The sequence below is a fragment of the Paenibacillus sp. alder61 genome (genome assembly GCF_020179875.1).
GTDB classification, from domain to species: Bacteria; Bacillota; Bacilli; order Paenibacillales; family Paenibacillaceae; genus Fontibacillus; species Fontibacillus faecis.
The window spans coordinates 1-13,545 of record NZ_JAIUDG010000006.1; the positions used below are offsets into that span (position 1 = coordinate 1).

Below are 13,545 nucleotides of genomic sequence, written 5' to 3' on the forward strand. Positions count from 1 at the left end.
TTTAATTCATCAAGAAATCCGGGAGCAACAGCGATCGGAAGAACATTTCACCCGGCTGCCTCTATCCCTCCATCATTAGTTCAACTCATTACGACTAACTGATGTTAAGGTTTTTGCAAGTTTAATGCTCGCACCAGAGAAATAAGGCCCTTTTTAGCCGCTATTCTTCCCGAAAAAGCAAATCTGGCCGAAATAGCAGCCCAAAACGCCGCTATTATAACGGACGGCCAGAAAAAGTTGCTGACCGGCAGCACTAAGTCAGGTTTAATGCAACGTCAGTGGGCTTAATGGCTAATCGAAGTGATATGTCACATCCAAAGAGGCGCCTAGGTGTTTCTTCCAAATCTCCAACTCCAAAAAGATGCAAATCTGCAGGTATTTAAGCCGATTCCCGAGGGGATGCGAAAAAAGATGCAAATCTGCAGGCATTTCCAGCGATTTTAGAGAAATGAGCCGGTTTCGTCGAAAATTCCTGCAGATTTGCAGGTATTTAGAAATTTTGAGTCCAAACAGGAAAAAAGCATGCAGATATGCAGGAATTCTATGTATCAAGGTAGTCTGACGGGGCACTATCTATATAAGTTGAACTAAAGAATTAGCAATAGGCAAGAGTGTGAAATGATTCTGGAGAAGCTACAAGCTTTCTGAAAGAAAGCTGGCATCGGAAGCATAAGCTAAAGCTCGCCTTTGCGATCGGAAGAACATTCCATACGGCTGCCCCACATGCAAATCAATAGTTCAATATAGTAATAATCGCACCCCTTCAGGGATAGGCAAACATAGTAGCTTGAAAGCAAGCGCCTTTAGACGCGAGCCGGTAATAAAGACTTATAGCCTTAGAGCAAACCACCCGTTCACACGGGTGGTTTTGATTTCCCCAAAAAACACCCCTATTATTCGGACGTTTTCTAAAGTCCACAGGATATTTTGCGTTTTGAATGCGTTTTATAATAGCCCTATAAGAGGATTTAGAGGAGGCATGCAGATGAAGATCGAGAGACATCCGGAAAATCCGATCGTGGTACCCGGGGGATACGAATGGCGAATGGTAACCGTTTTCAATCCTGCGGTCATTATCGACAACGATAAGTTCTATATGATCGAAAGGACGGCCGGATCGCTGACACCGTGCAAAAATTTCCTGGGCCTGCTGGAAAGCGAGGACGGCGTTCACTTTACGCACGTCAAGGACGAGCCTGTCGTGACGCCGGATATGCTGGGATTTCCGTACGGGAGCGTACAGGATCCGCGCATTGTCAAAATAGAGGACACCTTTTATTTGAACTATGCGCTGCGTCCTTGCGCGATGAGCTATTACCCGACGGGCCGGGGGGTCCCCGAGCGCTCCATCCCGGAATACCCGGACGGGTGGGGCGAGCAGGAAGGGCATTGGCTGACGCGCTCGTCGATTCTGACCTCCAAAAATCTCGTGGATTGGGAGTTTTTAGCCGACACGACGCCGCTGGATATCAATGATCGGGACAATATTTTATTCCCGGAAAAAATCAACGGCCGCTACGTGCTGCTGCGCCGCCCCGAGGAATATGTCGGCGACAAATACGGCACGGAAAAAGCCGGGATGTGGATCACCTATTCCGACGACTTGATTCATTGGGATGAGCCGAAGCTGTTGGCCAAAGGGGAGAATCCCGCCTGGGAGTCGCGGAAAATCGGCGGATCGACGCCGCCGGTAAAAACGGACCGCGGCTGGCTGGTCCTTTATCACGGGGTGGATGACGATGTCGTGTACCGGGTCGGAGCCATGCTGCTGGACTTGGAGAACCCGGAAAAAATCATCGCCCGGACCCGGAATTTTATCATGGAGCCGGAAACGTATTACGAGAAGTTCGGATATCAGATTCCTAACGTCATCTTCCCGACGGGCAACGTGGTGAAGGACGGATTGCTGTACGTTTACTACGGAGTTACCGACACGGCGATCGCATTGGCCACGGTCCCGTTGGACGAGCTGGTCGATTATATTTTGAACGAGCCGGAAAATTAAATCACCGTACATGTGAAACTGACCGCCGCAGCGCGGTTATTTTCCAAAATGATTTGTAACCGCTTACCTTTGTCTATACTATATTATGTTACATTTCATGACGTGAAATTTAAACTTATCTTGATTCTTTTGGATATTATCGTAAATTTATGGGATATAGACAAAGCGTGAACCGATTTATAATTGCTTATATAACGAATCAGGATAAGAAACGCATCATGGTTTGTTAGATATTCACCGATTTCATTATCACGAAAAGAGGGTTGGTTATGAACAAAACAAACAAAAGCAAGAAAGTACTGCTGCTCGGTCTGATCGCTTTGCTCACGCTTTTTACCGCGGCATGCGGCAAGAACGATGCGGAGGGCAGTGGGGGGAGCGGTGGAAACGGCGCCGGAACGGAGTCCGAGAAGATTACGCTGAACATGATGCATCCCTGGACTTCGCCAAACGTGGACAACGAAGTGTACAAAGCCCGAATCGCGGAATTCGAAAAGCAGCATCCCAATATCGTGATCAAGCAGGACGGCGTCCCCGCCGCCCAGTACAAAACAAAGCTTCGCACCCTGGCCGCCGGAAACAACCTGTCCGACATCAACGTCGTATGGCCGGGCGCCGACCTGGATCCGCTGGTGGCCGGGAATTTGCTGCAGCCGATCAACGACCTGATGGATCACTGGACGTCGATTCTTCCGGAGAGCGCGCTAACCGGTTTCAATGTGGACGGCCAACAATATGCGGTTCCGACCAAACAGACCTTTGTCGATATCGTCTACTACAACAAAGAAATGTTCGCCCAAGTGGGCTATGAGCAGTTTCCGGCCACCTACGATCAATTTATCGATGCGGTCAAAAAGCTGAAAGCGGCGGGCATAACGCCGATTTCCCTCGGCAACAAGGAACAGTGGCCGCTGCAGTCGTCCTATATTTCGATTATCGGGGACCGCTTTACGGGCAGCGATTTCCTGCCGGCCGTCCTGGCGGGCAAAGCGAAATTCACCGATCCGGAATTCGTTAAGGCCCTGGCCGTTGTGGATGAACTGAGCAAACTGGGCGCTTTCAACACCGACGCGAACAATATGGATTCGGTTCAGGCTCAAGACTATTTTATTCAAGGGAAAGCGGCCATGCATATCTCCTCGTCGACCGTGGACGGCAGAGTGCGGATTACGAACAGCGAGGGAGACAAGTTCGGGATCGCTCTGTTCCCGAGCGTAGAGGGGGGAAAAGGCGACGCGGCCAAGAGCGCTGGCGTGGTGCAATACGGCATTTCGATCAAGAGCGGACTGGATGACAAGAAGCGCGAGGCGGCCGAGGAGTTTTTGAAGTTCTTCGTCAACGAAGATCTGTACAAAGAATTGATCCGCAACGGCATCGTGGTGCCCGCGAAGGTGGAAGTTCCCGAGGATGCCAGCAAATATTTGAAGGAGATGCTGGAATTGACGGGCAACGGCACGGCTCCGGTGTTTGACAGCGTCGTTCCGACCCAGGTGGTGGACGTGCTTCAAAACGGACTGCAAGCGCTAACGGTAGGCCGGGGAACGCCGGAAGAGTTGGCGAAGGAAGTCCAGGAAGCGATGGACAATCTGAACTAAAGTGAAGTTGGAGCAAACAGACTCCGAAGTTGAATCCGAAGCCGAAGAAAACCCGATAAACCGGGTTTTCTTCATTCATCGGGTTTGAAAACGGGCAAAAAGGAGGAAACCGGATGCAAACCTTAAGAGGGACCAAATTTGCGATTTTTCTCGGCTTGTTCCCGGCGCTGGTCATTTATCTGGGGATTGCCATCGTTCCGATCGGGTTGTCGCTGTACTACTCGCTGATGAACTGGAACGGGATCGGATCGATGACCTTTGCGGGTTTCGATAATTACATGAAAATTCTGACCGACGACACCTTCTGGCTGTCGGTGAAGAACAACGTCATCATCATGGTGACCGGACTGATCGGCCAACTCCCGCTGGGCCTGCTGCTGGCGCTGCTGCTTAACCGCGGGCTGAAGGGCTCGGGGATATTCCGGACGATCGGGTTTATGCCGGTCGTCATTTCCTCGGTCATGGTTTCCCTCATCTGGGGCATGGTGTACAACACGGAATACGGCATGTTGAACAATTTGCTGAGCATGATCGGACTGGACGGATGGAGACGGAATTGGCTGGGCGATTCGACATGGTCGATGCTGTCGATCAGCATCGCGTACATTTGGCAGAATTGCGGTTTATACATGGTTATTTTCCTGGCCGCGCTGCAAAATATCCCCGACGAAGTAAACGAGGCGGCCGAACTCGACGGGGCTACCGGATGGAGACGGACGCTCCGCATCACGATTCCGATGATCCGGGGAACGATTATGGTGGGCGTCGTGTACAGCATCAGCAACTCCTTCCGGGTGTTCGACCTGATTCAGATTTTGACGGGCGGAGGCCCGGCGCATCAGACGGAAGTCATGACGATTTACATGTACAACAGCGCTTTTATCAATATGCGTTACGGCTACGGGAGCGCGGTATCCATCCTGGTTCTGCTCTTCAGTTTGATCGTCATTTCCGTCATCAATCGGTTCGGCCGGGAGAAAGAGGTTTAGGGAAGGAGGGAAGCGGGATGAAAAGAAAGTCGGGCTTGTACCGGTTATTCGCATACACTTTTTTGTGCCTGTTCGCTATTATTAATGTAATTCCTCTCTTCTGGATGGTGGTCAACTCCTTCAAAACGGAGCAGGAATACGCCGCGGGTCCGTTTTCGTTTCCGAAAACGCTGCAGTTCGCCAACTACGCAAGGGCTTGGGAAGTGGCGAATATGAACGTATATTTTTTAAACAGCATCATTATTACTTTCGCCTCCCTGATCATAACCGTGCTTCTCGGAGCGCTGGCCGCTTATTTTTTGTCCCGGTTTAAGTTTAAGCTGCGCGGGGTGACTTACGGCGCGTTTTTGCTGGGGATGCTGGTTCCGATTCATGCGACTCTGATTCCGATCTTCCTGATCATGCAGAAGCTTCGCCTGCTCGATACCTACTGGTCGCTGATCTTGCCTTATACGGCGTTTCACTTGTCGTTGACGGTGTTTATCCTGGAAGGATTCATGCGGAGCTTTCCCAAGGATCTGGAAGAATCGGGAGTTATGGACGGGGCGGGCGTGTACCGCATTTTTTGGTCGATTATATTGCCGATCACAAGACCGGCGCTGGCTACGGTTATTATTTTGAACTTTATATATAATTGGAACGAGTATTTGTTCGCGCTCGTTTTGATCACTTCAACGGAGCTTAAGACGCTGCCGCTTGGGCTGGCCAACTTCGTCGGCATAGAAACCGCCAGCCTGACCCTGCAGATGGCGGCGCTCACGATCGCGTTGATTCCGATCCTGATTTTTTATCTGCTGCTGCAGAAACAACTCGTCAACGGGATGACGGCGGGGGCGGTCAAGGGCTGACCCGGGGAGAGCACACGGAAGGGAAGAGACACCATGAGGAGACATTACCGAAAATATTTGGGAAACTTCGGTCTCAAGCGTAAAGCGCTGGTGATCTTCCTGCTGTTTGTGATCCTGCCGACATTTGGAGTCGGCGTTGTGGTCCAGTATAAGTTTAACCAAATCTTAAGGGATCAGTTTGTGAACTCCACGAAGCGAAATTTGGACAATGTGACCAATCAGCTTGAAGAGCAAACGAGAAGAGTGGAGGATATCGCCAACTATCTGATTCTGAGTCCGGACATGCGGTCGTTCCTGAGGTCTTCTCCGCCGCTCGGCAGCGAGCAGCGCGAGAAGCTCAAGCGGAATATCGAAGAATTTCTCACCTTCCAGCTCATGTCGCGCAGTTATATCCGTTCGATCGAAATCGCTGGATATAATGGAAGCTTGATCCAGATGGGCGAGCCGTTCCGCGGCGACGAATCCCGGTGGGAACTTCAGGCCGAAGCCCGCAAAGGCGGGATGGTCTGGACGGAAGGATACAGCCTGAACAGCGATTGGAACGGAGATGTCCGAATTCTCTCCATGTTCCGGATTTTGAATTCCTACAGTGAAATTACGAAGCCGACGGGCCGCTTAACGATCCGGATGGATGAGGCGAGCATCGTGGACTTGCTGGAAAAAGGAATTTTCGAGGACGGGGCGGGAACGGTCTTTATCATCGGGCCCGAAGGGCAGGTGATCTTGAGATCGAAGGATGACCTGGGCGATCGTTTTGTTCCCGATGAAGCGATGCTGGGCAAGCTTGACTTGGGGCAGGAGGGTTTTTTCTCCTATCCGATAGACGGAAAAGCCTATATGACCTTGTTCTCCTCCATGGATAACACCGGCTGGAATGTCGTGGCCATGATCCCCGAGACGACGGTGTCGGAAGGGTTTCGCGGCGTCAAACTGCTGATGCTGTTTATACTGGCGGCCATCCTGCTGCTCGGCCTTACCGCGCTGATCGGGTTCCATTATACGATTATCATGCCGATTCTGCGGCTAAAGAAAGAAACGTACCGGGTGATGCACGGCGATTTCACCGCACGCGTCCCGATCGAATCCAGGGACGAAATCGCGGAGCTGAATCATAAATTCAACGAGATGGTCGCCACCATTCAGCAGTTGATCGACCATAAGTACAAGCTGGAGCTGCGGGAGCGGGAATCCGAACTCAAGCTGCTGCAAAATCAGATGGATCCCCATTTTCTGTACAACACGCTGGATATGATAAGGTGGACGGCCAGGCTGGAAAAGGCGGAGAAGTCCAGTCAGCTGATCGAAATGCTGTCCAAATTTTTCCGTTCCAGCGTCAATAACGGCAGTTATAAGACTACCTTGCGCCGGGAGATGGAGTTCGTGCAGTCCTATCTGTATCTCCAGCAGCGGCGTTTGGGGGAGAAGCTGAAATATACGCTCCATACCGAAGCGGGTCTGGAGGACACCTTGATGCTGAAGGCGACCGTTCAACCGCTGGTGGAGAATTTCTTGAAGCATGGATTTGACCGCACCAAGGCCGTCAATGAAATCAGCGTAAATTGTTATGCGGCCCATGGCGAGATTTGGATCGACGTCATCGATAACGGAAAAGGCATGAATCGGGGAACCTGGGTGAAGGGAGACGGCAAGCCTGGAGCGATGTCCAACATTCATGAGAGGTTGTCGATTTTTTTCGGACCGGAATACGGCTTGAAGGTCATCGGCACTTCCGCGCAGGGGACTTGGGTTCGCTTGCGGGTTCCCAAGGGGGAAAGTCAAGAAGATCACGGTGGTGAGCGTCATGAACAATAAACTTGGGAATAAGAACGGCGAGGTAAACATGCTGATCGTGGACGACGAGCCCGTCATTTGCGAAGGCTTGCGCTGTACGATCGACTGGGAGAAGCTGGGCGTCCGGGTCGTCGGCGAAGCTTATGACGGAATGGAAGCGCTGAGGCTCGTTCAGGAACATGGGGTGGATCTCGTGCTGTCCGATATTCGCATGGAGGGCATGGACGGGCTGCAATTGGCGAAATGCCTGAAAGAACGGTTTCCGGAAGTGCGCGTCATTATGATCAGCGGGTATGAGGATTTTGATTACGCCCGGCAGGCGATTCGGCTGGGAGTCAGCGATTACCTGCTCAAGCCGGTGGAGATCGACGAATTGACCGAGGTGGTAAAAAAGGTCGTCCTGTCGCTCGGGTCCGAAGCGAAGGCCGGGGGGATGCAGGAGGTCGAACTGTGGCTGTCCCATATGGCCCGCCATGGCATCGCTTACGGAAAGCAAGCTCCCTCTTCTTTGCGCGGGGCGCAATTCCGGGTCTTGGCGACGCAGCTGGACTGCTTCTACGAGCAGTTTGGCGAGCAGCCGCCGGAAGGGTACGAAGAGATCCAGGATGACTGGATCGATCGGCTGCATACCGCGGTTGCGCGTCCGTTCCTTCGCGCGGTATCCGTATTTGACCATGAGAACCTGCTCATTACACTGGTCGTATCCGATGTGAACATGGATCGGGCCGCGTGGGACCAATGGCTTGGCGCCTTGCGTTCTAAACTCAAGGAAGCCCGGCTGTACTGCGGCGTGTCGGAGCCGTATGACGACCTGGAGGAAACGGCCAACCGCTGCGCCGAAGCCAGCGGGTTGCTGCCTTATCACTTGCTGGACGACAAAGCCGTTCTGCTGCCGGAAGATCGGGAAGCGGCGGCGCGGGAGCGGACGATTTCCGCCTTCGACGCGACCGATGCCGCGCAGCGCCTGATGGCCGCGATGCTGAAACAGGATGCGGCGGAAGTCCGGGCCCGGGTTGCCGGGATCTTTACTTTTTTCCGTGAGGAAGGCTATTTGCCCGAAGAAATTTTGCGCTCGTACGAAGAAATGTCGGCCTTGCTCCGGCAGCGGCTGCGCAAAAGCGGAATGACCGGACTGGAATACGGTCCCCGCGGGGCGTGGGATTTGAACATTTTTAACACGTACGGTTCCCTGGAAACCGCCGTCCTGGAAGAAATGAGCCAGCTGATGCAGCGAATCGAACGCCATGGCATCGATAAGTCCTATTGGATCATCGAGAAGGCGAAGAAATTTATGAACGAGCATAACGGTACGGATTTGAAGGCTTCCGAAGTGGCGGCTTGGCTGAAAATTACGCCGAGCTATTTCAGTTACATTTTCAAACAGGGGACCGGAAAGAGTTTTACGGAATACATGAACGAAATGCGGATGGAACAGGCCAAGACGTTGCTGGCCACCACGCACGACAAGGTTTTTGAAATCGCGGACAAGGTAGGTTACAAGGAATACAAATATTTCGTCTCCGTGTTCAAATCGTATACGGGGATGACGCCGAAGGAATATCGCGGGCTCAGCGCGTCCAAAGATGCGGCAGCCGAGATCGACTGAGGACCCGCCTACTTGTGGGGAAGCGAGGGAGACGTGGAATGGAAAAATACAAATCGCCCCGCGTGGCGCTTGAGGAACGCGTCGAGGATCTGCTCGGCAGAATGACGCTGGCCGAAAAAGTGGGGCAATTAAACCAGCGGATGTACGGTTGGAACGCCTACCGCAAGGTGGGAGACGGATACGAACTTACGGACGAGTTCAAAAAGGAAGTGGCCTGGGGCGGGGGAATGGGAGCCCTATACGGTTTGTTCCGCAGCGACCCCTGGTCCGGCGTGGACTACCGCACCGGCATTCCGGCCGCGGACAGCGCCAAGGCGGCCAACATGGTGCAGCGTTATGTCATTGAGCACACCCGGCTGGGCATTCCCGTTCTGTTAACCGAGGAATGCCCCCATGGGCATCAGGCCTTGGACGGAACGATGCTGCCGGTCAATTTGGGCGTCGGCTCGACTTGGAACCCGGTGTTGATGAAGCGGGCCTACGGGATGGTCGCTTCCGAAATCCGGAGCCGAGGCGCGCATGTCGGCCTGGTCTCGGCGCTGGATATTCTCCACGATCCGCGCTGGGGGCGTTCCGAAGAATGCTTCGGCGAGGATCCGTATTTGGCCGCCAGGTTTACCGAAGCGGCCGTCCGGGGCATGCAGGGCGAAAGCCCGGACGATCTGGCGGGGACCGATAAAGTGGCGGTGGTCCTCAAACATTTATGCGCACAAGGCACCGGCCTCGGAGGCCGCAACGCCGGCCCGGCTCCGATCGGCGAGCGCGAGCTGCGCGAAATCCATCTTCCCGGCGCCAAAGAGGGGAAGGATGTGGGCGCGGCCGGCTTTATGGCCGCGTATAACGAGATCGACGGCATTCCCTGCCATGCGAACGAGCGCCTTTTGACCGGGATATTGCGGGAGGAATGGGGGTTTGACGGCATCGTTATGGCGGACGGGGGCGCGATCGACCGGCTGATTGCGCTTACGGGAAGCCATGAGTCCGCCGCCGCGCTCGCCCTGGCGTCGGGAGTGGACCTGAGCTTGTGGGATACGGCGTTTTCGACGCTGGAAGAGGCGGTGAAGCAGGGGCTTGTTTCGGAGGCGCTGATCGACCGGGCGGTGCGGCGGGTGCTGCGGCTGAAATTCAGATTGGGCTTGTTTGATCGGCCCTATGTCAACGAATTGCGGGCAATCTCGGTCGTCGGCAAACCGGAGTTCTGCGAAGTGAATTTGCAAATCGCCCGCGAATCGGCCGTGCTGCTCAAAAACGAGGGAGGACTGCTGCCTTTGGGGCCGAAGCCCGGAAGAATCGCGGTCATCGGCCCGAATGCCGACCGCTTGTACAACCAGTTGGGCGACTATACGAGCGTTCAACGGAAGGGAGTCGGCACGACGATTCTCGAGGGGATCCGGATGATGGCGCCGGAAGACACGGAGATCGTTTACGCCCGAGGCTGCGGCATTCGCGACGAGGACGAAAACGGCTTGGCGGAAGCCGTGGAGGCCGCGAAAGGCGCGGATGTTTGCGTCTTGGTGTTGGGCGGCAGCAGCGCCCGCAGGTTTGACGGCGTTTTCGACAGCAACGGAGAAGCCGTGATCGGGGAAGGAGGCCTTCCCGCGGAGATGGATTGCGGGGAAGGCGTCGATCTGGCGGATCTTGCGCTCGGCGGAGTTCAAGTCCGACTGGCCAAGGAGGTGGCGGCTACGGGAACTCCGGTGGTTGCCGTACTGATCCAAGGCCGGCCGCATGCGATCGGGGACTGGGCGGACGGCTGCGGGGCGATCCTGTGCGGCTGGTATCCCGGAACGGAGGGCGGCCGGGCGGTGGGAGAGCTGCTGTTCGGCAGGGTGAACCCCAGCGGCAAGCTGCCGGTCTCCCTTCCCCGCTCTTCCGGACAGCTCCCGGTCTACTATAACCAGAAGGATCCCGGCCGGCCAAGGGTCTATGTGGACATGACCTCGGCGGCGCTGTATCCGTTCGGTTACGGATTGAGCTACACGGAATTCGAGTATGGAGAGCCGCGTCTGTCGCAATCCGACATCTCCGCCGCGGAACTTGCGGAAGGCGGCAGAGTCACCGTAACGGTAAGGCTGAAAAACACGGGAAGCCGGGTCGGGTCCGAAACCGTCCAGTTGTATATCCGGGCCCGCGAATCGGGCATTACCCGCCGCATCGCCGAGCTTAAGGCGTTCCGGAAGCTGGAGCTGGCGCCCGGCGAGCAGCGCGACATCACGTTCAGTTTGGGCGAGGAGGCGTTCGCCGTCTGGAAGCCGGACATGACGTTCGGCCTGGTCCCTTGCCGGGTCACCATTATGGTGGGCGGGAACTCCAGGGACACGGTGGGCGCGGAATTGAAAATTACGGGTGGCCGCCTGGGGTAATGAATTTTAGCGGATAAAAAGAATGGCGGCAACCGTTTCGCCGCGATTTTGTCGAATTCGACTGGGGGACTAATAGCCGTAACCGCCTCCCTTTGAAGCCGGACGGGTAAATAAGGGCCATTTGCGGCGCTATTTTGTCGAATTTGGCTCTTCGGTGTGAAATAGCGGTCATTTGGGACCTTATTTTAGAGAAAGTCGGGCAAAAACCGGATTTTTGGGTTCGCACCAGTGATATAAGGCCTTTTTTGACCGCTATTTTTCCCGAAAAAGCGAATCGGGCCGAAATAGCAGCCCCAAACGCCGCTATTATAACGGACGGCCAGTAAAAGTTGCGGATCGGCAGCACATGTTTGGGTTTAATGTAACGTCAGTGCCTGAAATGGTGTATATCGGCAATAGGGCCGCGAAATAGATGGAGCTTTTCCAGCTAAATCCGATCCAAGAGCCAAAGAGCGGTACATTTTAACAGGAAATTTCCCCGTTACAATTGTGGATGTTGACAACGTATATCCGAAACTACCCTATCCCTATCACATCCTTTCCAACGCTAATTCTTTAGTTCAACCTATATAGAAACTTCCGTAATAAACATACTCCATACGGTTCTTAGTTCCCACAACTTATTTGCCTGAGAAAAAATCAACCAACATGAGGATTTGCATGGCCCTGACTTCGTTGAAGTAGGGGCCTGCTTTTTTGCTTTTAACATGCCGCTACGATGGGGGGTACAACATATATCACTGAAAACAGGTAATTGATTATGTAAAATAAAAAAACGTAACTAGTTACCTATTTGCAAGGAGGTTTAGCGCGATGAATCAAGAGGAGAAGCAAGCATTCATTTTTGCTACTATACTGACACTGGCGAATCGGCTGCAAATCGTAGGGGATAAATTAGATAAGAATATCACCTTGAAGCAATGGCTCCTGATCGCCATTATTTTAAAGAATGGAAGCCCGGCTCCCACACTAGGTGAAGTTGCGGGCATCTTCGGTTGTTCCAGACAAAACATAAAGAAACTGGCCATGATTCTTGAGAAGCAGGGGTTTGTTGCCCTCAAGAGAGATGAACAGGATGCGAGAGTGGTCCGGGTTCAGTTGACATCCAAGTGCCACGCTTATTTTAAGGGACGAGAAGATCTTGAAAATGAGCTTATGCAAGATTTATTTCATCATTTTGATGAGAAGTTAACGGACGGTTTATTTTACGGTATTCAACAGTTGGCAGACAATCTGGGCCGGATCGAAGAGAATTACCGCGCAAGGGAGAGTTAAAGGATTTGAGGATAAGGAAAGGAGTACGAAAACCTATGTTGATCGGATTGTCCTTACTGGTTTTAACCGTTGTTGCCGTCGTCGTTTTTTTTGTTATTCCGTATTCGCCCCTGAAGGCGGAGTTTAATCGGGATGTCAAGGAGCGTATAGATCGTTCAAGCCAAGTGACAGGGGTGCTTACCTATGAAGAAGTCGAACATTTACCCCTTCCTGTAAAGAGATATTTGAAGACCTGTGGTTATATGGGCAAACCGAAGAGTTCACACATGAAAATCAATTTTAAGGATGTGGATTTTAAGCTATCGCGGGAAAAGCCCATGATCAAAATAGATTACTCGCAGGTTAATTTTGTGCAGAAAGCAGATCGGGTTGCATTCATCGATACACGGATGTACGGCATTCCATTTCAAGGATATGACTCTCTTCTGGACGGTGAAGGAGGCATGAAAGGCGTTTTGGCCAAAGGGATTACCTTGTTCAACGAAACGGGAGGGGATATGGATCAGGCGTGCTTGGCGACCTTTTTATCCGAGTCGTTATTGATTCCCGATGCTGCTCTGCAAAGCTACATTTCCTGGAAAGAGGTGGACAATACGCACGCAAAAGCAATCATTACCTATGGTGGCATCGAAGCTAGCGGTATATTTACTTTCGGCGAAACCGGGGAATTGCTCTCGTTTTCAACGGAGGATCGGATCTATACTTCGATGAATGGCGATCGACAGCAAGTGAAGTGGACGGCATTGTTTAGCGACTACCAAACTAAGGATGGCCGTAAGCAGCCCTCTCGTTTACAGGCGATATGGCATCTTCCGGAAGGCGACATGATTTACTTTGATGGTCGAGATTTTCGAATCGATAGATTTATGTGATAAATATATCGGGGGTTACGCTGCCTACCTGGAATTCGTACTGACGTTGCTTACAAAACATCACATAGATTTTTAGCTCTTGCTATTTGGCGGAAGTCGGAATAAAATATAATCATTATAAGTTGTACGTACAAGGTTGGATTAAACTACATTATTTAAATATTGTATGTACAAGAGGTAAGACAACATAATCGTATAGTA

9 protein-coding genes are annotated in these 13,545 nt (G+C 52.7%); all 9 read left to right on the forward strand.

What is annotated here, in order from left to right:
• Nucleotides 1-985 precede the first annotated feature (985 nt).
• Entirely contained in the window at nt 986-2,005 is a 1,020-nt protein-coding gene (locus tag LBW89_RS07535) for a glycosidase (protein ID WP_148451433.1), read from the forward strand.
• Between the two features lie 269 nt (nt 2,006-2,274).
• Nucleotides 2,275-3,600 (forward strand): extracellular solute-binding protein, encoded by a 1,326-nt coding sequence (locus tag LBW89_RS07540; protein ID WP_148451434.1) that lies wholly within the window; start codon nt 2,275-2,277, stop codon nt 3,598-3,600.
• Between the two features lie 113 nt (nt 3,601-3,713).
• Nucleotides 3,714-4,589: a carbohydrate ABC transporter permease gene (locus LBW89_RS07545; protein WP_148451435.1), complete on the forward strand. Its 876-nt coding sequence runs from the start codon at nt 3,714-3,716 to the stop codon at nt 4,587-4,589.
• Between the two features lie 17 nt (nt 4,590-4,606).
• Complete coding sequence (locus tag LBW89_RS07550) at nt 4,607-5,437, forward strand: carbohydrate ABC transporter permease (RefSeq protein WP_148451436.1); 831 nt, start codon at nt 4,607-4,609, stop codon at nt 5,435-5,437.
• Nucleotides 5,438-5,470: 33 nt separating this feature from the next.
• A complete protein-coding gene (locus LBW89_RS07555; RefSeq protein WP_148451437.1) occupies nt 5,471-7,249 on the forward strand; it encodes a sensor histidine kinase in 1,779 nt (592 codons plus the stop codon).
• Entirely contained in the window at nt 7,239-8,834 is a 1,596-nt protein-coding gene (locus LBW89_RS07560) for a response regulator (RefSeq protein WP_148451438.1), read from the forward strand. The genes LBW89_RS07555 and LBW89_RS07560 overlap by 11 nt, the downstream gene beginning before the upstream one ends.
• A gap of 38 nt (nt 8,835-8,872) precedes the next feature.
• Entirely contained in the window at nt 8,873-11,197 is a 2,325-nt protein-coding gene (locus tag LBW89_RS07565; RefSeq protein WP_148451439.1) for a glycoside hydrolase family 3 N-terminal domain-containing protein, read from the forward strand.
• Between the two features lie 813 nt (nt 11,198-12,010).
• Entirely contained in the window at nt 12,011-12,472 is a 462-nt protein-coding gene (locus LBW89_RS07570; protein ID WP_148451440.1) for a MarR family winged helix-turn-helix transcriptional regulator, read from the forward strand.
• A 35-nt stretch (nt 12,473-12,507) separates the two neighbouring features.
• Complete coding sequence (locus LBW89_RS07575) at nt 12,508-13,344, forward strand: DUF6544 family protein (protein ID WP_148451441.1); 837 nt, start codon at nt 12,508-12,510, stop codon at nt 13,342-13,344.
• The last annotated feature ends 201 nt before the right edge of the window (nt 13,345-13,545 follow it).